Origin of the sequence: Streptococcus sp. HJ1 (assembly GCF_052399005.1) — a bacterium.
Taxonomy (GTDB): Bacteria; Bacillota; Bacilli; order Lactobacillales; family Streptococcaceae; genus Streptococcus.
Genome location: NZ_CP199005.1, coordinates 571283 through 594406, shown reverse-complemented (window position 1 = coordinate 594406; position 23124 = coordinate 571283). Strand labels below are relative to the sequence as shown.

19 protein-coding genes and 2 pseudogenes are annotated in these 23124 nt (G+C 42.9%); 3 read left to right on the top strand and 18 right to left on the bottom strand.

The window, feature by feature from the left end:
* Nucleotides 1–47: 47 nt before the first annotated feature.
* The 16 genes and pseudogenes from ACT17O_RS02900 to ACT17O_RS02825 form a co-directional block, all read right to left on the bottom strand.
* Nucleotides 48–917, bottom strand: a complete 870-nt coding sequence (locus ACT17O_RS02900) for a helix-turn-helix domain-containing protein (RefSeq protein WP_084943836.1) — start codon at nucleotides 915–917, stop codon at nucleotides 48–50.
* Between the two features lie 3 nt (nucleotides 918–920).
* Entirely contained in the window at nucleotides 921–1307 is a 387-nt protein-coding gene (locus tag ACT17O_RS02895; protein WP_000567911.1) for a Mini-ribonuclease 3, read from the bottom strand.
* The gene (cysS, locus tag ACT17O_RS02890) at nucleotides 1300–2643 is read right to left on the bottom strand and encodes a cysteine--tRNA ligase (protein ID WP_444817708.1); all 1344 of its coding nucleotides are present in this window, start codon (nucleotides 2641–2643) and stop codon (nucleotides 1300–1302) included. Before cysS ends, ACT17O_RS02895 begins: the two co-directional genes overlap by 8 nt.
* 17 nt (nucleotides 2644–2660) lie before the next feature.
* Nucleotides 2661–3182, bottom strand: coding sequence for a dihydrofolate reductase family protein (locus ACT17O_RS02885; RefSeq protein ID WP_444817707.1), 522 nt, complete (start codon nucleotides 3180–3182; stop codon nucleotides 2661–2663).
* An 8-nt stretch (nucleotides 3183–3190) separates the two neighbouring features.
* The gene (locus ACT17O_RS02880) at nucleotides 3191–3955 is read right to left on the bottom strand and encodes a nucleoside phosphorylase (protein ID WP_444817706.1); all 765 of its coding nucleotides are present in this window, start codon (nucleotides 3953–3955) and stop codon (nucleotides 3191–3193) included.
* Nucleotides 3956–3959: 4 nt separating this feature from the next.
* Nucleotides 3960–4826, bottom strand: a complete 867-nt coding sequence (locus tag ACT17O_RS02875; protein ID WP_444817705.1) for a GNAT family N-acetyltransferase — start codon at nucleotides 4824–4826, stop codon at nucleotides 3960–3962.
* Nucleotides 4827–4837: 11 nt separating this feature from the next.
* Nucleotides 4838–5455: a serine O-acetyltransferase gene (gene cysE, locus ACT17O_RS02870; RefSeq protein ID WP_125848259.1), complete on the bottom strand. Its 618-nt coding sequence runs from the start codon at nucleotides 5453–5455 to the stop codon at nucleotides 4838–4840.
* Between the two features lie 15 nt (nucleotides 5456–5470).
* A complete protein-coding gene (pnp, locus tag ACT17O_RS02865; RefSeq protein WP_444817704.1) occupies nucleotides 5471–7684 on the bottom strand; it encodes a polyribonucleotide nucleotidyltransferase in 2214 nt (737 codons plus the stop codon).
* Nucleotides 7685–8262: 578 nt separating this feature from the next.
* On the bottom strand, nucleotides 8263–9129 hold the full coding sequence (gene metF / locus ACT17O_RS02860; RefSeq protein ID WP_139658878.1) for a methylenetetrahydrofolate reductase [NAD(P)H]: 867 nt from the start codon (nucleotides 9127–9129) through the stop codon (nucleotides 8263–8265).
* Between the two features lie 94 nt (nucleotides 9130–9223).
* The gene (gene metE, locus ACT17O_RS02855) at nucleotides 9224–11473 is read right to left on the bottom strand and encodes a 5-methyltetrahydropteroyltriglutamate--homocysteine S-methyltransferase (protein WP_139658879.1); all 2250 of its coding nucleotides are present in this window, start codon (nucleotides 11471–11473) and stop codon (nucleotides 9224–9226) included.
* Between the two features lie 244 nt (nucleotides 11474–11717).
* Complete coding sequence (locus ACT17O_RS02850) at nucleotides 11718–12080, bottom strand: TIGR02328 family protein (protein WP_001241790.1); 363 nt, start codon at nucleotides 12078–12080, stop codon at nucleotides 11718–11720.
* Nucleotides 12064–12468 carry a YbgA family protein gene (locus ACT17O_RS02845; protein WP_013670267.1) on the bottom strand — a complete coding sequence of 135 codons (405 nt, stop codon included), beginning with the start codon at nucleotides 12466–12468 and terminating at the stop codon, nucleotides 12064–12066. The genes ACT17O_RS02850 and ACT17O_RS02845 overlap by 17 nt, the downstream gene beginning before the upstream one ends.
* Nucleotides 12469–12490: 22 nt before the next feature.
* A pseudogene (locus ACT17O_RS02840) lies at nucleotides 12491–12760 on the bottom strand (HigA family addiction module antitoxin); the annotation flags it as partial.
* Nucleotides 12761–12762: 2 nt separating this feature from the next.
* Nucleotides 12763–13314, bottom strand: a complete 552-nt coding sequence (locus tag ACT17O_RS02835) for a hypothetical protein (protein ID WP_000071345.1) — start codon at nucleotides 13312–13314, stop codon at nucleotides 12763–12765.
* 52 nt (nucleotides 13315–13366) lie between these two features.
* Nucleotides 13367–13591 (bottom strand): annotated as a pseudogene (locus ACT17O_RS02830) (hypothetical protein); the annotation flags it as partial.
* 130 nt (nucleotides 13592–13721) lie between these two features.
* The gene (locus tag ACT17O_RS02825) at nucleotides 13722–16355 is read right to left on the bottom strand and encodes a DEAD/DEAH box helicase family protein (protein ID WP_444817703.1); all 2634 of its coding nucleotides are present in this window, start codon (nucleotides 16353–16355) and stop codon (nucleotides 13722–13724) included.
* Nucleotides 16356–16487: 132 nt separating this feature from the next.
* Between ACT17O_RS02825 and ACT17O_RS02820 the strand changes: the two genes are divergently transcribed.
* Nucleotides 16488–17105, top strand: coding sequence for a TVP38/TMEM64 family protein (locus ACT17O_RS02820; RefSeq protein ID WP_000076176.1), 618 nt, complete (start codon nucleotides 16488–16490; stop codon nucleotides 17103–17105).
* Nucleotides 17106–17383: 278 nt separating this feature from the next.
* Here the strand turns inward: ACT17O_RS02820 and scrK are convergent, their stop codons facing one another.
* Both scrK and ACT17O_RS02810 read right to left on the bottom strand, forming a co-directional pair.
* Entirely contained in the window at nucleotides 17384–18271 is an 888-nt protein-coding gene (scrK, locus tag ACT17O_RS02815; protein ID WP_444817702.1) for a fructokinase ScrK, read from the bottom strand.
* 158 nt (nucleotides 18272–18429) lie between these two features.
* Nucleotides 18430–20325: a sucrose-specific PTS transporter subunit IIBC gene (locus ACT17O_RS02810; RefSeq protein WP_444817701.1), complete on the bottom strand. Its 1896-nt coding sequence runs from the start codon at nucleotides 20323–20325 to the stop codon at nucleotides 18430–18432.
* A 378-nt stretch (nucleotides 20326–20703) separates the two neighbouring features.
* On the opposite strand from ACT17O_RS02810, the gene ACT17O_RS02805 reads away from it, so the two are divergent.
* A complete protein-coding gene (locus ACT17O_RS02805) occupies nucleotides 20704–22158 on the top strand; it encodes a sucrose-6-phosphate hydrolase (RefSeq protein ID WP_084881457.1) in 1455 nt (484 codons plus the stop codon).
* Nucleotides 22139–23104, top strand: a complete 966-nt coding sequence (locus ACT17O_RS02800; RefSeq protein ID WP_000225977.1) for a LacI family DNA-binding transcriptional regulator — start codon at nucleotides 22139–22141, stop codon at nucleotides 23102–23104. Before ACT17O_RS02805 ends, ACT17O_RS02800 begins: the two co-directional genes overlap by 20 nt.
* Nucleotides 23105–23124: the final 20 nt, after the last annotated feature.

Genomic DNA, 23124 nt, shown 5'->3' with positions numbered 1-23124 from the left:
AAGATGACCAAAAAAATAAAAAAGTTCTGTGCAACTTGCACAAAACTTTAAAGAATATCTGGTAAAATCAACTGATAACACAAGGTCAGGTCGGTCAATTCCTTCAACTGAAGCCCTGTCAATTCTTCCCATCTATCAATCTTGTATTGGAGAGAATTGCGATGTAGATAGAGTTGCTGGGCTGTTTTAGTTAGGACAGCACTATTTTCCCAGAGAGAAAGAATGATTTCCTGAATCTGGTCCTGATCCAAGATCATCTGGTGCAGGCATTCCTTGGTTACCTTCAGGTCTACTAGTCTTTCTCCCATACTCCAAAGATAGAGCTGTGAAAAGGTATGTACACCTTGATGCCCCTGACGCCACCAAGTCTTAAACAAATCTCGCTCCGCTTTGATCAAGTCTGATAGGGCTTGAGGGCCTGTCTGAGGCCAAACCTGGCCTAACATGATCGACAGACGAAGACCAAAGTCATACTCAACCGCTTCAATCGTATCAGATAAGATTGAGCGAACAGAGGTGTACTTATCTTGTTGAAGCACAAATACATAATCCTGAGCCCCCACTTGTAGCACTGTTTGGAAGTTGGGAAAAAGAGTCCGCATCATGTCTAGCCAAGAGGCTAGATTTTCCTGTTGGAAATAGGAAAGATGACAATAAACCAGCTGAATTTTTTTAAATGTTTGCGGTGCCTGCCCCTTCCCCTCGATCAGATAGGGATACCAAGGATTGAGCGAATGAGCCTGCTCCTGCTGGGTCAAAAGGGCAACCAGCTGCTTTTCACGCTCGCTGAGCCCAGCTTCCTCCAGTAAAATCCACTGCTGAGAAGCTAAAGGGAGAGTGAGATAGCCTGGTTTCTCAATCGGCTGATCTGAAATCTGAGCTTCAGGAAACCAGTCTTGTAATTCCTTTGCAATCATGTCCTAGCCCTCCACTTTTTGGATGCACCAAGAAATTATGGTCTCTAGACGCTCCACATTTTCAGTCAGATGGAGATAGCCCATCACTGCTTCAAAACCTGTAGACATGCGGTAGGTCACCACATCAGCATTTTTAGCCTTTGTGTGGCTATTGGTATTGCGACCACGTTTGTAGATTTCTTCTTCTTTTTCCGTCAGAACTTGCTCTTCCAACATGAGGGCAATCAAACGAGCCTGAGCCTTGGCTGACACATACTTAGTCGCCTCTTGGTGGAGTTTATTGGGTTTGGTCATGCCTTTAAGGATGAGATGGCGACGGATATACATGGAGTAAACTGCATCTCCCTCAAAAGCTAGCGCAATCCCGTTAATGAGATTGACATCAATCACGAGTCCACCTCACTCCATCCTTGGTGTCAAGGAGCTTAATTCCTTGAGCCGCTAATTGATCACGGATTTGGTCTGCTGTCGCAAAGTCACGATTAGCACGCGCTTCTTGACGTTTTTGGATTAAGGCTTCAATGTCTGCATCCAAAACTTCCTCAACAAAGACAATCCCAAAGACCTCCAACATATCCGCAAGAGCTTCCTTAACACTTGCATCATAGTTTCCTGAGTTGATCCATTTGGCCATTTCAAAGACAACTGTGATACCATTTGCGGAGTTGAAATCCTCATCCATAGCGGCAACAAACTTATCTTTAAAAGCCTGTAACTCTTGAGCATCTACAGTCCCAGAAAATGGTTGCTCATAAGTGTTTTTTAGATACTTAAGATTGGTCTCGGCATCACGCACTGCTTTTTCCGTAAAGTTGATAGGTTTACGGTAATGCTGAGTGGCAAAGAAGAAACGCAACACTTGCCCATCAAGAGTTTTAAGGGCATCGTGTACGGTTATAAAGTTGCCCAAGGACTTAGACATCTTGACATTGTCGATATTGACAAAGCCATTATGCATCCAGTAGTTAGCAAAAGTCTTGCCTGTTTTTGCTTCTGACTGGGCAATTTCGTTGGTATGGTGAGGAAACTCCAAATCAGCTCCACCACCATGGATATCAATGGTATCTCCCAAAATCTCTGTCGACATGACTGAACATTCAATATGCCAACCCGGACGACCAGGTCCCCAAGGACTGTCCCAAGAAATCTCGCCTGGTTTTGCAGCTTTCCAAAGGGCAAAATCCACCGGATTTTCCTTGCGAGCTGTTTCTTCATCGGTACGACCTGAAGCACCCAGCTCCAAATCTTCCAAAGTTTTATTGGCTAACTTAGCATAGTTATGAGATTTTTCCACGCGGAAGTAAACATCCCCTTGACTCTCGTAAGCATAACCTTTTTCAATCAAGTCTTCCACAAAGCGGATAATGTCAGCCATAAACTCTACTACACGCGGATGGCGAGTCGCAGGTTTCACGCCTAAGGCTGTCACATCCTCACGAAAGGCAGCGATGTACTTGTCCGCAACCTCCAGAGGCGTGATACCTTCTTCCTTGGCACGATTGATAATCTTATCGTCTACATCTGTAAAGTTGGAAATATAGGCAACTTCGTAGCCACGGTATTCGAAATAACGACGAATGGTATCAAAAGCCACCGTCGAACGGGCATTCCCAACGTGGATATAGTTGTATACCGTTGGCCCACAGACATACATGCGAACCTTTCCTTCTTCGATTGGGACAAATTCTCGCAAATCACGAGACATGGTGTCGTAAATTTTAATCATGCGGTCCACTCCCTTCTCTATTTCTGACTTTTTCGGCTGAAAACCAGCTCTGCAAATGGGCCAAATTGTCTGAGGCTATCCAGTTGGTAAAAGCGCTGCCCTTTCTCTTGGGTAAAGAGGGGAACCCCCTTTCCTAGGATAAGGGGTGCTATCTGAATAATGAGGTGGTCGAAAAGATCCGCATCTAAGAGCGGTCCTACCAAGGAATTACCACCAATCACAAAGATATTTTTGCCTTTGTCAATCTGGCGAACAAAGTCCACCACATTCCCAGCTACTGGCTGGTAATTGCTGATAGGCAGGTGCCTATCATTCGTAAAGACATAGTTTTCCGTAGCTTGATAAAAACTTTCTACATCTTGCAAATCTTGGATTTCCTCAAAGGTCCGCTTGCCCATGATGGTGATATCCATTTGCCTGTAAAAGTCATCATAGCCTGTATCCTCTACAGAACCAAGCTGATGCAGCCAGTCTATCCTGTGCTGGCTGTCTGCCAAGTAGCCATCCATGGTGATACAGCCGTAAAAATATACTGCCATTCTTGTAGTTACCTTTCTAGTTCCTTTGCTATTGTCAAAGCGATAGTGAAAAAAGTCATGGCATCAGCTGTCCGCTCTTCATGGCGGGCATCCCAGGTTAGGTTATGATGATCCACATAGTCAGCTGTGTAGAAGAATTGATAGACTTTACTCTTGCGAAATTGACTCCAAGCCATGATAGCTGAAGCTTCCATGTCCACCACTTTGGCTCCAGCAGCCAAGCGACGCTTGACCTTATCAGGCGTTTCCCGATAAAAGGCATCAGTCGTCCAAGCCTTGGTGCGGATATGCTCGATATTGTGCTTGTCAAAGATGGCTTCCAGCTTAACTAACAGAGACTCGTCATAAGCGACTTCATCACTTGCAGGAGCGTAATGATAACTTGTACCTTCATCACGTAGAGCTGAACTTGGTAGAATAATCTTATCTGCCTGAATAGACTGATCTAGAACTCCGCAAGAACCCAAAACAATAAAGTTCTTAAATCCTCTTGCTTTGAGTTCTTCTAAGAGTCCGACAACCACCGGGGCTCCAATCGTAGCTATAGCAACTGCTACCTTACTCCCATCCTTTTCATAGATATACCATGGAAATCTACCATTTAGATTGGTTAAATAGCCACCTTCATAAACATCTTCAAACTGCTTTACTCGTTCAACGATTTCTCCATTAAAAGATAAAATAATCGTGTCACAGATTTCTCCACCATCACGAATACTTCGATCAGTTGGTTCGATAACAGCAGGTACATTTTCGAATTCTTCTAATAGCATTTTTCTACTCTTTCTCATTCAAATAAACTACCTGTGTCTGTTTGACAAAGCCGATTTTTTCATACAAGCGCTTGGCACCTACGTTGCTGTCCTCTACTGCAATCTGAAATTCCTTATCATTTTGCTCAATCAGTTGGTTGACTAGGGATTTTGCTAAATAGCTTCCATAGCCTTTTCCACGTTCAGGTTCCGATATTGCTAAACCGTAGAAGTAATTCGTATCGCTCGATAAATCAATGGTGCAAGTTCCAATGACCTGACCGTTTTTTAACAAAATATATAAGCGACTTTCTGAATCCTTCAGAGCTTCAGCGACATATCTATCCACAACTTCTCTCGATTCATGTTCCTCTGAAAATGCCTGAAATTTTAACTGGCTAATTTGCTCCTGATACGAACTATCTGCTAACAAAACTTCAAGATTAGAAACAGTTACTAACTGATAAGGTCTTCTATCCTTACCTAACCAGGTTTCTGTCTCTTCATCCTCGACCAATCCCCAGTTGCTGACAAAATCAGGATGACCCTCTAGAAAAATACGTTCTGTCTGAAAAGTAACTGAACGAATAGGGAAAGAAGCCGTTTCTTTCTCAAAACTCGTAAACAAAGCACGCGCAATTCCCTGACGGCGATGATTTGGATGAACCAGTATCGTCACTTCCACATCTTGGTCATCAGCATAGACAGTTAATAGACCAACAAGTTCGCCTTTTTCATAATAAAGGAAAAAGGCGGGCATGTTTGGGTCAAAATTAAGCATGTTAGAAAGATAGGGATCACGATAAGTTCCATCATAGGCTTGGCAACAGTCAATTAGTTTTTTCGCTTCAAATAACTCTTCTTGGCTCAACTTATTTCTTGCTTGAATCATATAGCTATCTTCTACAACCCCGACGATCTGTGACTGGCTTCTCTAGCATGCTCGAGTTTATTGACGTAGTACTCTCGTTTTTCTTCGACTTCGTGGATCGTTGGTTCATCCTTCTGTCCATGAACTCGGACGATCTTAGCCGGAATACCGACAACCGTCACATCACTAGGTACGTCTGCCACGACTACTGCAGCAGCACCGACTTTGGCATTTTCACCGATTTCTACCGGTCCGATGACTTGGGCATGGGCTGATATGAGAGCTCCTTTACGCACAGTCGGATGGCGTTTGCCAACATCCTTCCCTGTCCCACCAAGTGTTACTCCGTGATAGAGAAGAACGCCTTTTTCAACAATCGCCGTCTCTCCAATCACCAGACCTGAACCATGGTCGATAAAAACACCTGAGTCAATCTGGGCACCCGGATGAATCTCGATTTGGGTCCAAAAACGCCAAAACTGACTGTGCATCCGAGCTAGGAGTTTGAAGCCGTGCTTCCATAGAAAATGCGAGAGACGGTGGGCAGCTAAGGCCTTGACACCTGGATAAGTCAGCAAAACTTCCAAACTGTTGCGTGCCGCTGGATCATTTTCTTTTACAATATCAATGGTTTCGCGCCACCATCCCATACATTTCTCCTTTTCTTATTCTGAATCTTTTGGTGTTTCTGTAAATTCTTTCTTCGGTTTGTGGTCCTTGTGATGACGTGGACGGTGAGGTCTCTCAGACTTTTCACCTTTTTCATCATGCTCAGGTTTTGGAGGACGAGGAAGAAGAGCTTTCATAGAGGCATCGATACGGCCTTTTTCATCAATCTTGATAACCTTAACATCGACTTCATCACCGATAGCTACCAAGTCCTCGACACGGTTGGTACGAGTCCAAGCCATTTCAGAAATGTGCACAAGTGCATCTGTCTTATCAAAGAGGTTGACAAAGGCACCAAATTTCTCGATACGAACAACCTTGGCATGGTAAACTTCATCCACTTTGGCTTCACGAACCAAGCCAGCAATAATTTCTTTGGTACGGTTAATGGCATCTTGGTCGCTAGAGTAGATGGACACATTACCTTCTTCGTCGATATCGATTTTAACGCCTGTTTCAGCAATAATCTTGTCAATAGTTTCGCCACCCTTACCGATGACAATCTTAATCTTGTCCACATCAATCTTGATGGTATCAATTTTCGGAGCAGTTGGAGCCAATTCTGGACGAACTTCTGGAATCGTTGCTTGAATCACATCAAGGATTTCAAAACGCGCTTTCTTGGCTTGAGCAAGTGCCTCAGTCAAGATTTCTGCAGTAATCCCTTGGATCTTGATATCCATTTGAAGTGCTGTAATCCCGTCACGAGTACCCGCAACCTTAAAGTCCATGTCTCCAAAGTGGTCTTCCAAACCTTGGATATCTGTCAATACTGTATAGTTATTTCCATCTGAGATGAGACCCATGGCAATCCCTGCTACTGGCGCCTTGATTGGCACACCACCAGCCATAAGGGCAAGAGTACCCGCACAGATAGAAGCTTGAGAAGAAGAACCGTTTGATTCCAAAACCTCAGCTACCAAGCGGATTGCGTATGGAAATTCTTCCAAGCTTGGCAAAACTTGCGCAAGAGCACGCTCACCAAGAGCACCGTGACCAATTTCACGACGACCAGGTGCACCATAACGACCTGTTTCCCCTACTGAGTATTGAGGGAAGTTATAGTGGTGCATAAAGCGTTTCTTGTACTCTGGGTCCAAACCATCGATGATTTGAGTTTCACCCATTGGCGCCAAGGTCAAAACTGAAAGGGCTTGAGTTTGTCCTCGAGTAAAGAGACCGGAACCATGTACACGAGGAAGATAGTCAACCTGCGCATCTAAAGGACGGATTTCATCAACCTTACGACCGTCAGGACGCACCTTGTCTTCTGTGATCAAACGGCGCACTTCAGCGTGTTCCATTTGTTCCAAGATTTCAGCCACATCACGCATGATACGGTCAAATTCTTCATGGTCTGCATATTTTTCTTCGTAAACAGCAGTCACTTGGTCTTTAACTGCTTGAGTTGCAGCTTCACGAGCCAATTTTTCTTCTACTTGGACCGCTTTTTGGAGGTCGCTGTTGTAGGCTGCAATGATTTCAGCTTGCAAGTCAGCATCCACATGAAGCAATTCCACTTCTGCTTTTTCCTTACCGACCGCAGCAACGATTTCTTCTTGGAAGGCAATCAATTCTTTAACAGCTTCGTGCCCTTTGAGAAGAGCTTCCAACATGATTTCTTCTGACAATTCTTTGGCACCAGACTCAACCATGTTGATAGCATGCTTGGTACCAGCTACTGTCAATTCAAGAAGCGAACGCTCTGCTTGTTCTTGACTAGGGTTGATGATGATTTGGCCGTCGACATAGCCCACTTGTACCCCAGCGATTGGTCCATCAAATGGAATATCTGAGATAGAAAGGGCCAAGGATGATCCAAACATTGCCGCCATTGGAGCAGAGGCATTTTCATCGTAAGAAAGGACGGTGTTGATCACTTGCACTTCGTTACGGAAACCTTCCGCAAACATAGGGCGGATTGGACGGTCAATCAAACGCGCTGTCAAAGTCGCATCTGTTGAAGGACGTCCTTCACGTTTCATAAAGCCACCAGGAAACTTCCCAGCCGCATACATTTTTTCTTCGTAGTTGACTTGGAGTGGGAAAAAATCCCCAGTTGCCATTTTCTTAGACATAACGGCCGCAGTCAAGACAGTTGACTCACCATAACGCACGACAACAGCGCTATTTGCTTGCTTAGCAACCTGACCAGTCTCTACGATTAACTCACGACCCGCAAAAGTCGTTTGAAACACTTGTTTTGTCATTTTAATCCCCTTTGGATTGATGAAATTATACGCCTTGCCTACAAAGATCAAGATACCAAGGACGTCAAAAGCAAAGTAAAAATAGGAAACTGACGAAGTCTTCGATGAAGACAAGACAGTTTATCTTTTTTTACACAGCTTTTCGGCCGGGTTCAATTACACAAGATATTCTGGACGGTTCGGCTTGCCGAACATTTCTGTAGAAAAATAGGAAGGTGACGCCGCACTCGATGAGTGCTAGGAAGCTTATCTTTTTTCTACAGAAATGAGACCCAAATTCAATTAAGTAGTTTTTTTGAGACACCTATTATCATATTTTGTTTAAAAAATAATCCACTTTAAACAAATTTCTACAATCTAAATACCCTCATCTTTGTATCAAGTACGTACAGAGTCTATTTTATCATATTTTTCTTAAAAAGTGCGGGCTTTTCTATTAAAAAGGAACCATTCCCCCATGAAAAGAGGAATGGTTTGTTGTTTATTTTATTTAGCAAATTCTTTGGCTTTCGCAACTGCCATTTTTCATTTAAAAGCATGTAAATGACAAGCTGCCGTCTCAGTGGTTAAAGAATCGATTACCCTAAAGACTGATGATTAAACAAGGCATGGGTTGCTTGGTGGATGTATTTTGCTGTTTCAGCATTGTTCATGGTGTAGAGATGCACACCTGCGACATCCTGGGTTACCAAGTCCACGATTTGATCCACTGCATAGGCAAGTCCTGCTGCTCTGAGCGACTCAGGGTCATGCTCATACTTGTCTAAGATGGCTTTAAATTTGCGTGGAAGATGGATATTCTCACAAGTCTTCAAGAGACGGAGAGCCTGATTTCGATTCAGAATTGGCATAATCCCTGCATGAATGGGAACATCAATCCCAGCCAAGATGCACTTGTCTTGGAAATCATAGAAGCGCTCATTGTCAAAGAAAAGCTGGGTTACAAGACTAGAACATCCTGCATCTACTTTCTTCTTAAGATTTTGAATATCTGAAATCTGATTTGGTGAATCTGGATGCCCTTCTGGATAACAAGCACCAACAATATCAAAGTGAGGGGCTTGCTCCTTGATAAACTCAATCAAATCAGTGGCGTAGCGAAAATCCTTTTGTGGTTCCACGTCTGGAATAATATCCCCACGAAGAGCCAAGATTTTCTGCACCCCAACCTTATCCAAGTCGACAATGGTTTCAGCAACCTTTTCCTTGGTCAGATAGATAGCTGGCAAGTGGGCAATCGTTGGAATCGCCAAGTCATTCTGGATAAAGTCAGCCAAACGAACCGTTGTTTCCTTGATATTAAATTTATTATTGCTGGCGGTCACACTGATAAAGTGCGGTGTCAGCTCCCGCATATCTTGAAGAGCTGAAATAATTTTATCATTACCCACAGCTGGGTTTGGAGGGAACACTTCAAATGAAAGTGACGGAGTTTGGCGTGACATAGTCATTATCCTTTTCTTTTTGATTTCATGATTGCTGAGCCAGCTAGGGCCAAGCAGTTCCTTGATCAGTCAGTGTCAAGAGAGAAATCTTATCTTACAATTTCTCACGCGCAGCTTTTGCTGCTTCGACAAGGCGGATCAAGCTTTCTTTTGTTTCTGGAATACCGCGTGTTTTCAAACCACAGTCAGGGTTGATCCAAACTTTCTTGCTTGGTACTTTGGCAAGAATAGCATCGATTGTGTGGTCAATTTCGCCTTCATTTGGCACACGAGGAGAGTGGATATCGTAAACCCCAGGTCCCACTTCTGTTTGGAAGTTTTTCGCTTTGAGTTCGTCCAAGATTTCAAGGTTTGAACGGCTTGCTTCAAAGGAAATAACGTCCGCATCCATGTTGTCGATAGCTGGGATGATATCTGTAAATTCTGAGTAACACATGTGAGTGTGGATTTGAGTATCTGGCGCAACTGTAGAGTGTACCAAGCGGAAGGCTGGAATAGCCCAGTCAAGGTAGTCTTCGTACCAGTCGCTACGACGGAGTGGCAATTTCTCACGAAGAGCAGCCTCATCGATTTGGATAATCTTCACGCCTGCAGCTTCAAGGTCAAGAACTTCATCCTTAATAGCAAGAGCGATTTGAAGAGTAGAATCCTTGATAGAGATGTCTTCACGTGGGAATGACCAGTTGAGGATGGTAACCGGTCCAGTTAACATACCTTTAACAGGTTTGTCAGTACGGCTTTGTGCGTAGCTAGACCATTTGACAGTGATTGGGTTGAGACGAGTGACGTCACCCCAGATGATTGGTGGTTTCACCCCACGCATACCGTATGATTGTACCCATCCATTCTTAGAGAAGAGGTAACCTGACAAGTTTTGACCGAAGTACTCAACCATGTCGTTACGCTCGAACTCACCGTGTACAAGCACGTCAAATCCAACTTCTTCTTGCCATTTGATCCATTCGTCGATAGTTTCAGCAAGGAAAGCATCGTATTCTTCTTGTGACAATTCACCTTTACGGTAAGCCAAACGTTTAGCACGGACTTCCTTAGTTTGAGGGAATGAACCGATGGTTGTTGTTGGAAGTGCTGGAAGTTTGAAAGCTTCTTCTTGGATGGCTTCACGTTCTGCAAAAGCTGGCAAACGAGTGTAGTCTGCGTCTGTCAATCCAGCGATGCGCGCACGAAGTTCTACATTTTCACCCACACGTTCAGTCGCAAAGAGTTCTTTGTTAGCAGCAAGTGCTTCTTCACCTTGACCGTCGCGGATAGCATCCAAATCACGGATCTCATCCAATTTTTCAACTGCAAAGGCAAAGTGATTCAAGATAGCTGGTTCAAATTCTTCATTAGCAGTTGTAAATGGCACATGAAGAAGGGAGCATGAGCTTGTCAAGACAATGTTTTCAGCTGGGATTTGCTCAAGAACAGCCAAGCTTTTTTCGTAGTTGTTGCGCCAGATGTTCTTACCGTTAACAATACCTGCATAGAGAGTCTTGTCAGCTGGGAAGCCACCTTTCACAAGTTCAAGAGTTTTCTTACCCTCAACGAAGTCCAAACCGATGGCGTCAATTGGCAATTTCACAAGGTCAGCGTAAACGTCACGAACGTCACCGAAGTAAGTTTGAAGCAAGACTTCAAGACCTTTCTTGTCAGCCAAGAGTTTGTTGTAGAGGTTCAAGAAGAGAGCTTTTTCTTCAGCTGTCAAATCTTTGACAAGAGCCGCTTCGTCCAATTGAATACGAGCCGCACCAAGTTCAGCCAATTTAGCAAAAACTTCTTGGTATGCAGCCACTAAGCTGTCTACGAAGTCTTCTGCTTTCACGCCTTCTTCAAAGTCTGATAATTGAAGGAAAGTGAATGGTCCTACAAGGACTGGACGAGTGTTCAATCCAAGTTCTTTTGCTTCTTGGAACTCATCAAAGATCTTGTGACCAGCCAATTTTACTTGAGTATCTTTTTCAAACTTAGGAACGATGTAGTGGTAGTTGGTGTTGAACCATTTCTTCATCGGAAGGGCACGAACGTCCCCTTTTTCTCCTTGGTAACCACGTCCCAAAGCAAAGTAACGTTCAAGATCAGATAATTCTAAGTTTTGTACTGATGCAGGAACTACGTTGAAAAGGAAAGCAGCATCCAGGAAGTTGTCATAGTGAGAAAAGTCATTTGATGGAATTTCAGTGATGCCTTTTTCTTTGACGATGTTCCAGTGTTTTGCACGCAAGTCTTTTGCTGCTGCAAGGAGTTCTTCTTCTGAGATTTCTTTTCTAAAATATTTTTCAGTTGTAAATTTTAATTCGCGGAATTCACCCAAACGAGGGAAACCGATGATCGTAGTTGACATGATGTGTCCTCCAAAATTTGTTGTTGAAACTATCTTAACAGAAAAGAAACTGTCTGTATAATTGTAAATAATTAGGCTTTGATATAGTTTGAAACTATATCACTCTTTTGATCAAAAGAAAAAGACTTGAGACCAGTGTCTCAAATCCTTTGTATAGCTTGTTTTGTGGCTGTATTTTAGTTAGAATACTAAAACGTGTTATTAATAATTCTTATAAGTGACTATGGCTTGTTATTAGAAAAGACTATAGGTCTATCCCCTTGTCTCGGAGATTATCTAAGCACTCCTCATAGTATCCTGTATCATGCTCACTATAGATGGGACTGGTTAGCTTCTCCTCGGGTAAGTCTTGATAAGGAGGGCAGGTCTTGCCACGGTAGTTCTTATCCAGCCACTCTGGACTGACATTGTAGCCACGGTCAGCCATCTCCTCCATGATCAAGTCATGATAGGCATAGAGACGATAGGGCGAGTGAGTAAAGACATAGTCCACCGTCGCATGCTTTCTGCCCCAGCCATTGCCACGTAGGGCGCAGCACTCTCGATGTTGCCCCAAAAGTTGAGGACGAGGAAGTTGCGAAATCAAAGCCTCATGCCAAAGTCTCATGGGAGTCTCCTTTCAGTAAAGTCGAATGTTGCAAGTAGGTATTTGGATAGCGATCAAGCAAGTCTCGAGTCTTAGCAATCAAGTCTTCCTTAGAAGCCTGACCAAAGCGGTAGCGATCCAGCAAGAGCATATAGTCTTTGCGCTCAACATCTGTCGCTTTCTTTTTGAAATAGCCCCAAATATGCTGAAAGGCATTGCAAACCTGACCCCTATGCTCAGGAATTTGGCAAGCACGGTCAATCAGTTCTTGAACATGGCTGACCTCCACCACTTCATTCTTGAGATATTGGCGAATCTCATTATAAATATTGCTGGAATGGCTCAAAACGAGGTATTTGTTTCTAGCCCAGAGTTGTTGGCAAAGGGCACGTTGGTTGTTATTATTCATAATTGACATTATACCATGATTACTCTAAGAACTCTGCCATTTTTACATCGTAAGCATTTTGAAGATTGAGCCAAGTTTTCATCGAAATATTGGTAAGTTTCTCTAACTTCTGAGCAATCTCATTACTAATTGACTGCTCACCTTTCACTAATTTTCTGATCATCTTTGGCGATACCCCCAACTTCTCCGCAAATTCTTTCTGGGTCATGTTATAATCTTCAATTAGCTCTCCAATATATTGACCTGGGTGGAAAGCAATTAGGTCTTTGTATTCAATAATTTTATTAGTCATATTCACCATTTAATCACGTGTTGTTCAATATTACTATTAACTGATTTATCTTTTTTAGAAATTTCAAGAATAATTTCTCTATGAAGTTCTTTTATATTTTTAATTAGCATGCCTCGACTAAAATTTTGAATATTAGTCTGAGATAAAACAATTTCGATTATTCTATTATCAATGACCTTTTGATAATATTTTTGGTTCACGCTAGGAGGAGTCAATATAGGTGACCATCCATCTAATTTTTCAGATATATATAACTGATTATTAAGCATTTCATCATCCATGTGAAAATTTCCTCCAAATCCAATCCCCTCTTTACTTACTCCTATAACTAGAACGTTACTTTGATTTTGCTGAATAACTTGTTTGTTCCCAGTTAAAAGCCATAAAAATTCAAAATAATCTTCTGCACTCGGACAATCCTCTAATGAAAAATAACCATTCTCTTTTAAAGTTATTACCGGCTGTGCTGAACCTGTCATTCCAACCAAAACTTTATTATTTACTTTAAAAACCTTTGACGTTTTTTCACTCGTAATTTCATCCGAATTACTCATTCTCATGTCTCCTGAAATAATTGCAAAATTTCTAAAAACAGTTCCAATTACACAAGACAATGTCATTCACCTCCTTAATAGCAAGTTTATCCAAAAATACATTTCTTAATTTTAAAAATTGCTCCTTAAAAACAGATACAAGGATGTTGGTATCTGGATCTCTTTCTGCAATTTCCTTCCCATTGCGAGGAAGATATGTATAGCCCATACGCATGAGATGTAGAGCTGCTGGGATTTGTACCCTGGTTAGTTCAGAAAAATCTTTTCTCTTTGCCATAAAAAACCTTTCTTAAGCTTTGTAAGAATAGTTTATTCTAAACGCTTCATTCTATTCAACTGTTTCAACTATTAAAAATTTATTTTCTCTATTATTATATCATGTTTCAGATGGATTTTCCCATACGCTCCTACTCCAACTGGCTTTTAACCTTCTTCTTAGTCAAGGTACGGTCATTTTTATTGGAGAGAGCTTTGATACGAGCTTCGAGAAGGATTTTCCGCCCGGCCTCTGTTCGTGTATAGACGAGGTGATAACGTCCGATAGTTGGTCTCAGAAAGTCGAGGAATTTCTGTGCTTCTTCCTTGCGCTTGTCAAAAAGACTAGGCACGACATAGTAAAGTGACTGACCTTGTCGGACTTTCTCTGCCTTCAAGAGATAGCGCTGATTGTCCACTGGAGCAAAGAACTCTCCCACAGTCTGCGCAAACAGCTCCTTGTCCCTCATGCTTCCTCCCTTGAGATAGGCGAAAACCATATAATTTTCCTTGTCCTCCTCTACATGAACACGGGATTGATCGTCCGTTAGATGCTCTGAATCTAGCAGAGCCTTTCGGATCTGCTCACCCAGAGATTGCAAACGTTTATAGGGACTTTTATAACGGAGGTAGCGCCAAGATGCAAAGACCAAAAAGAGGAGACAGGCTGCTGTAAGCCACCAAACACCAATCAGTCTCAGTCTAAATAGCAAGACCAACAAATCTACTGCCAACAAGAGCAATGACATGCGAACCCATTTTAATGCATCAAGCAAGAGCATAACTGGGATTTTCTGTTTTTGGGTTGCGACTTCTGTAACTATCTCGAACTGATCCGCTACGACAAGAGCATCTTGCCATTTTTTTCTCAAGCCTGCTCGATCCTTGGAGAGACTCTTAACTCGCTCATTGTACTCACTAATTTGCTTTTTCTTAAAAGGGGGCTTTGGAAAATCCAAACGATCCAAACCGGTCTCAATACTCTCCTGATTATAAGCCAATCCAAGAAAATGCTCCATCCGTCGCGACAAGGTCTGCAGATCCTGATTGCTCTCTGGTCTAGGCTCCTCACCAGGAAGAGTGATAAGTGCTTGCGCTTGAACGGCTACCAGATGCCAGATGTTGCTGGTCTTTTCTGGATGCCCCGGCCAGATACGAATGGCACGCCCGCGCATCTGGTTACTCAGCATAAAGCTCCCCACAAAGCTTCCGAGGATTAGGGAATTAACACAAGGAGCATCCCAACCCTCTCCGAGGAGAGATTTGGTTCCGACTAGGACTTGAATCTGTCCTCGTTGAAAAAGGTCCGTCACTGCCGCTACGATTCCCTTAGCTGAGCTCGGAAAACCTACCTGCACATAATCTTTTGGATCTAAGTGACCAATAGATGAGAAACTAAGAGGAACCTGAGGCAAGAGCTCCTTCAACTCTGCTGCTACATCGGTAGGCAAAATAACGACACTACCTGACAAGACAGCCAAAGACACAGGTATCTCTTGCTCCTGAGCTTTTCGACGAATGCTTTCAAAATAAGGGAGAACCCCCAACTGAGAAATGGTTGCCTGATTATCTCCCAGATAAGTAGCAAAATCCTTGCGAATATAGTCAGCTAGTACTAACTGTCTCAGTTCCTGACCTAGACTCTCATACTCCGTCAAAAAGATATCGGTAATGGCAGACAACTTCCCTAGAGATTGGGTTAAAAGCTGGTCAGAAGCCTTAGACTTAACCAGATAAACCTGACGTTTTTCCACCAACCCACGCGCCTTCAAGTCAGCCTCTAACTTTTTCCTATATCCATCTGGATCCTCATACCAATCTGGTGTCTGATAGAGTATGCTCTGCAACAGCGTCTCCAACCAGTAGGAGGTCAATGTTGGAAGCCTCTGGGTTCCCAGTAAATTTTGCAAAGAGGGAGGGATCGTTAACCCCTGAGAATGCATATAAATCAACATAGCAGACAAGTACTTGGGATCTTCTAAAAGCAAATCAGATGAAATATCCCCTTTGAGGACCTTAGACCCTGCTACAAATGTTTGAAAATCAGGATCGACTATAAGGTGATGAATATAGTCCCACTTAGTCTCCTCAAACTGTTTGAGACGTTCCGCCTCTTCAGCTGTTGGTGAGCACATATAGACAAAATCCTGATGAGGGCAAAGAGTGTCTTCCTTGACTAGTTCAGGTACCGTGATTTCTTGATCGATCTCCCCGCACATTCGGATATAGCGTTCCCAGAGTTCAGGATCGCTGTCATATGGTGGTGTCGCTGTCAGGGAGATGAGTTTCAGCGGTCCATACTGCTTGCGAAAGGCTTCCAGACTTTTCCACCATTCATTGCGCAGGTGGTGGCATTCGTCCAAACAAAGAGTAGCAACTTTCTGAGCTCTTAGGCTTGCAAGCAAATCAAACCCCACAAAATCCTCTGCTTCTCCATCTTCTTGTGATTGAAGTTGGTTCATGGCACTATGAAAAGCCTGATAGGTCACAATCGTTAATACCTTCATCTCCTTTAAGTTTTGGGAAACGAGGTCTGAAAGCCTCTGACAATCCTCTAGAAAAGCAGTTTGTATTCTATCCACCCATTGTTCACGAATGGTTACAGTCGGAACTAAGATGAGGGCTGGGTTGCCAAAACGAGCGATTAGCTCGATACCAATGGTTGTCTTTCCAGACCCTGGAGCGGCCACTAGATGAACATGGCCGTCTGCTTGATAGTCCTGAAAACGATCCAAGACCTGTTTTTGATATTGGCGCCAGCTTCCTTTAAAGTTTAAACCTAACATGATACCCCTCATTCTATACCATCATTTTCTTATTCTCATTTTACCACACTTATTTCACCAGTCAGATAATCCAGATAGTTTTTCTCCATAAAATATGGTATAGTAGAATCATACTATCTATGAGGAGTTTACATGTCACAGGATAAGCAAATGAAAGCTGTTTCTCCCCTTCTACAGCAAGTCATCAATATTTCATCTATCGTTGGGGGAGTCGGCACCTTGATTTTCTGTATTTGGGCCTATCAGGCGGGTGTTTTACAATCCAAGGAAACCCTATCGGCCTTTATCCAGCAAGCTGGGGTTTGGGGACCACCACTCTTTATCTTTTTACAGATCCTACAAACCGTTGTTCCAATCATTCCGGGAGCTTTGACCTCAGTGGCTGGGGTCTTTATTTACGGCCACATCATCGGAACCATCTATAACTATATCGGAATCGTGATTGGCTGTGCCATTATCTTTTACCTCGTCCGTCTCTATGGAGCTGCCTTTGTCCAGTCCGTCGTCAGCAAGCGCACCTATGACAAGTATATCGGTTGGCTAGATAAGGGCAATCGTTTCGAGCGGTTCTTTATCTTTATGATGATCTGGCCTGTCAGTCCAGCTGACTTTCTCTGCATGCTGGCTGCCCTGACCAAGATGACCTTCAAACGCTATATGATTATCATCATTCTGACCAAGCCCTTTACTCTAGTGGTTTATACTTATGGTTTGACCTATATCATTGATTTCTTCTGGCAGATGTTTTGAGAATAGAAAATAGCCTGATACTAAATATACTTTAGTATGGAAATCATGCCTATTTTTCGATAGTGAATCGAGGACTTACCCAGCCTTTCCGTCGTGATAAAAACACCTGAAATCTAATGGTTTCAGGTGTTCGGGAACTTTGAGACATTAGGCTCAAAGTTTAGGTATGGAATTTCGAAGAAAGTCGCTACCGTCCGTCATCACTTAAGGAAAGGCTCAAAAAAATTGCCTTCAAAGAAAACATCCGTTTGGTTTCCCAAGCGGATGTTTTCTTTGTTTTATTTTGCGACACTTTTAGCAAGGACAAAGTTTCCAAGTGTGGCGGAGCCATTGCCTGCGACTGCTGGAGTGACAATGTAGTCACGCACGTCTGGTACTGGTAGATAGCCATTGAGAAGAGCTGTGAATTTCTCACGTACACGGTCCAGCATGTGTTGCTGTGCCATCACGCCACCACCAAAGACGATGACATCTGGTCGGAAAGTCACTGTCGCGTTGACAGCAGCTTGAGCGATATAGTAGGCTTGGACGTCCCAAACAGAGTTGTTGAGTTCGATGTTTTCACCACGAATACCTGTACGAGCCTCCAAACTTGGTCCAGCCGCAAAGCCTTCCAAACAGCCCTTGTGGAATGGACAGACGCCGTTAAATTCTTTTTCTACATCCATTGGGTGTTTAGCCACATAGTAGTGACCCATCTCAGGGTGACCGACACCACCGATAAACTCACCACGTTGGATAACACCTGCACCGATCCCTGTACCGATTGTGTAGTAGACCAAGTTCTCGATACGGCCGCCAGCATTGTTGCGGGCAACTACTTCACCGTAGGCAGAGCTGTTTACGTCTGTGGTGAAATACATGGGTACATTAAGAGCACGACGAAGGGCACCAAGCAAGTCGACATTTGCCCAGTGAGGTTTTGGAGTCGTTGTGATAAAGCCATAGGTTTTGGAGTTTTTGTCGATATCGATTGGACCAAATGATCCGACAGCAAGACCAGCAAGGTTATCGAATTTTGAGAAGAACTCAATGGTTTTATCGATGGTCTCGATAGGAGTTGTTGTAGGAAATTGTGTTTTTTCTACAATGTTAAAGTTTTCATCACCGACAGCACAGACAAACTTTGTACCGCCTGCTTCTAAGCTTCCGTATAATTTTGTCATGATAAACCTCTTGTTTTTATTTTCTTTATTATAGCATATTTTGAAAGTCTAGATTTCTCTATATTTTAGATTTTCCTCTGTAAATCTTACCATTCAAGCAAAAACGAACAAACATGTCATTTGTTCGTTTTGTTTTTAGATTTGATTCTTGAAGAGGATTAGGCTTTCACTTCGATGATCGCGTCGCCCTTGACAACTGAACCACTTGCGACTGGTGTTACAGAAGCGTAATCTGCAGTGTTGGTTACGATAACCATTGTTGTGTCGTCAAGACCTGCGGCAGCGATTTTGTTTGAGTCAAAGGTTCCGAGAATGTCACCAGCTTTGACCTTGTCGCCTTGAGCAACCTTTTGTTCAAAGCCTTCACCGTTCATTGTCACCGTGTCGATACCGACGTGGATCAAGATTTCAGCTCCGTTAGCTGTTCTTAGGCCATAAGCATGTCCTGTTGGGAAGACAATTGTCACTTCAGCATCAGCTGGTGCGTAAACAACATCTTCACTCGGTTTTACAGCAATACCTTGTCCCATAGCTCCACTTGAGAAGACTGGATCATTCACATTTGAAAGAGCAACGACATCACCAACGATTGGTGTTTGGATAACACCTTCGCTTGGTGAAATCACAGTACCAGTTACTGCTTCTTCAGTCAAACGATCTGTTTCAGCTTCAGAAATTGCTCCTGCAACCTCTTCTACTTCATCTTCGTAACCAAACATGTAAGTAAGAGCAAAACCAAGTGCAAAGGATACAGCTACCATAAGAAGGTATTGTAGAAGTTGTCCATTCCCAATGTAAAGCATTGTACCAGGGATGACTGTGATACCATTACCAGTACCAGCAAGTCCAAGGATTGAAGCAAGTCCACCACCGACTGCACCAGCAATCAATGAAAGGAAGAAAGGCTTACGGAAACGCAAGTTAACCCCGAAGATAGCAGGCTCAGTAATACCTAGGAAGGCAGAAAGAGCAGCTGGGAAAGCAAGAGTTTTAAGTTTAGGATTTTTAGTTTTCACACCAACGGCAACAGTTGCAGCACCTTGAGCAGTCATAGCTGCAGTAATGATAGCGTTGAATGGGTTAGCGTGGTCAGCAGCAAGCAATTGAACTTCAAGCAAGTTGAAGATGTGGTGAACACCTGATACGACGATTAATTGGTGAACTCCACCAATCAAGAAACCACCAAGTCCGAATGGCAAGTTAAGAATAGCTTTTGTTCCAATGAGAATGTAGTTTTCAACAACGTGAAAGACTGGTCCGATAACAAACAATCCAAGGATTGACATTACAAGGAGTGTTACAAACGGTGTTACCAAGAGGTCAAGTACATCTGGAACAACCTTACGAACTGCTTTTTCAAACTTAGCTCCGACAACCCCGATGATGAAGGCTGGAAGAACTGAACCTTGCAAACCTACAACAGGAATGAAGCCAAAGAAGTTCATAGCTGTTACTTCACCACCTGATGCTACAGCCCAGGCGTTTGGAAGCGAATCAGAAACGAGCATCATACCAAGAACGATACCAACAGCTGGGTTACCACCGAATACACGGAAGGTTGACCATACAACTAAACCTGGTAAGATGATGAAAGCTGTATCTGTGAGGATTTGGCTGTAAATGGTAACATCTTCTGGAAGTGTCATTCCAAGAGCAGTCAAGAGACCACGAACACCCATGAAGAGACCAGTTGCTACGATAACTGGAATGATTGGAACGAAGACGTCACCGAAAGTACGGATGGCACGTTGGAACCAATTTCCTTGTTTTGCAGCTTCTGCTTTCATGTCTTCTTTAGAAGATGTTGGCAACCCAAGAGCTACGACTTCATCGTACATCTTGTTTACTGTACCAGTACCAAAGATGATTTGGTATTGACCTGAGTTAAAGAAAGCACCTTGAACTTTTTCCAAGTTCTCGATAGCATCTTTGTTAATTTTCGCTTCATCTTTAACCATCACACGGAGGCGAGTCGCACAGTGGGCTACACTGTTGACATTCTCACGTCCGCCAAGGGCTTCGATGACCTTTTTTGCAATATCCTGATTGTTCATTTGCAAAAATCTCCTTATATAAAATTTTGTAAAGTGTTTGAAAGCGATTTTATCCGCCCTACGACTATTATTTTATCATGTTTCTAAAATATGTCAAGCGTTTTGCAGAAATTTTTATTCCCTTTCTTTTTCCTCTGATTATTTTTGCTCGTTTTTGAGGGAAATTCTCTTTTTCCTCAAAAAAATATCTTTAAACTTGAGGAATAAAGGTTTTTATTTACATTTTCTTTCATTTTTTCGTGAAAATTTGTTAGATTTCCTTTACTTGATTTATGGCAACCGTTTGACATTTTTTGCTATTTTTTAACATAAAAGACTTGCTTTTTTGGTCGAAAACGTTTACTATTAAGGTAGTAGAACTTTAGGAGGAAAGATAAAATGGAATGGACAACTGAGCGCCGTTATAGACGCTATGAAGACTGGTCTAATGATGAAATCAAGCAAATCAAGGAAAAGATGGCACAATCTCCATGGCATACTCATTACCATGTCGAGCCTAAAATGGGGCTTCTCAATGACCCAAATGGCTTTTCCTATTTTGATGGTAAATGGATTCTCTTTTACCAAAACTTCCCCTTTGGTGCAGCTCATGGTTTGAAATCTTGGGTGCAGCTTGAAAGTGATGATTTAGTGCACTTTACAGAAACTGGAGTCAAAGTTTTGCCTGATACTCCATTAGATAGCCACGGGGCCTACTCTGGATCTGCCATGCAGTTTGGCGATCAGTTGTTCCTATTCTATACTGGAAATGTCCGTGATGAAAACTGGATTCGTCACCCTTACCAGGTTGGTGCTCTTTTGGGAAAAGATGGCAAGATCTCGAAGATTGACAAGGTCTTGATTGACCAGCCAGCAGACTCTACCGACCACTTCCGCGACCCACAAATTTTCAACTTTAAGGGGCAATATTATGCTATCGTGGGTGGACAGGACTTGGAGAAAAAAGGCTTTGTTCGTCTCTACAAAGCTATAGATAATGATTACACCAACTGGCAAGCAGTTGGTGACCTAGACTTTGCCAACGACCGTACTGCCTATATGATGGAATGTCCAAATCTGGTCTTTATCGGTGAACAACCTGTACTTCTCTACTGCCCGCAAGGATTGGATAAGAGTGTTCTAGACTATGATAATATCTATCCAAACATGTACAAAATCGGGGCTTCTTTTGATCCTGAAAATGCTAAAATGGTAGATGTCTCTCCATTGCAAAATCTAGACTATGGTTTCGAAGCTTATGCAACGCAAGCCTTCAACGCTCCAGACGGACGCTCTCTAGCAGTTAGTTGGCTTGGACTACCAGATGTAGCCTACCCATCTGATCGTTTTGACCACCAAGGAACTTTCTCATTGGTCAAGGAACTCACTATCAAAGATGGCAAACTCTACCAATACCCTGTCGCAGCTATCAAGGACCTTCGTGTCTCTGAAGAACCCTTTTCAAATCGTGCTCAAACCAATAACAGCTATGAACTCGAGCTCAACTTGGAAGCCAATAGCCAGAGCGAGATTGTCTTACTTGCCGACAAAGAAGGCAAGGGACTTTCAATCAACTTTGACCTTGTAAATGGTCAAGTGACAGTGGATCGTAGCCAGGCTGGTGAGCAGTACGCCCAAGAATTTGGAAGCACTCGTTCTTGCCCAATCGACAAGCAAACTACTACTGCTAACATCTTCATCGACAATTCTGTTTTTGAAATTTTTATCAATAAAGGAGAAAAAGTATTTTCTGGTCGCGTCTTTCCGAATGCCGATCAAAATGGTATCCTGATCAAATCTGGAAACCCAACCGGAACCTACTATGAAATAGATTATGGTCGCAAAACTAACTGATGTCGCAAAACTTGCTGGTGTCAGCCCTACTACCGTTTCTCGGGTTATCAATAAAAAAGGTTATCTATCTGAGAAAACCATTCTCAAGGTCAATGAAGCCATGCGAGAGCTAGGCTACAAGCCTAATAATCTGGCTCGAAGCCTCCAAGGAAAATCTGCCAAGTTGATTGGACTTATTTTCCCAAACATCAGTCATGTCTTTTATGCGGAGTTGATTGACAAATTGGAACACCAACTCTTCAAAAATGGCTACAAGACCATCATCTGTAACAGCGAACACGACTCTGAAAAAGAACGGGAGTACATTGAAATGCTGGAGGCCAATCAGGTCGATGGTATCATTTCTGGAAGTCACAACTTGGGAATCGAAGACTACAATCGTGTGACGGCACCGATCATTTCCTTTGACCGAAACTTGTCTCCAGACATCCCTGTCGTCTCCTCTGATAACTATGGTGGCGGGGTTCTCGCAGCCCAAACACTGGTTAAGACTGGAGCCCAGTCTATCATCATGATTACAGGAAATGATAACTCGAATTCACCGACTGGACTGCGCCATGCTGGCTTTGCCTCTGTACTCCCAAAAGCGCCTATTATCAATGTTTCCAGTGACTTTTCGCCCGTCCGAAAAGAAATGGAAATCAAGAATATCTTGACCCATCAGAAACCAGATGCGATTTTTGCTTCAGATGATTTGACAGCTATTCTAGTGATCAAAATCGCTCAAGAGCTGGGAATTTCTGTTCCTGATGAGCTCAAGGTCATCGGCTATGATGGGACTTACTTTATCGAGAACTACTATCCTCACCTGACAACGATTAAGCAACCTATGAAAGAGATTGCCCAACTCACTGTTGATCTTCTTTTACAGAAGATTGAAGGCAAGGAAGTAGCGACAACTGGTTACTTCTTACCAGTCACCCTATTACCAGGAAAAAGTATTTAAGTACAAAATACTCAGACGAA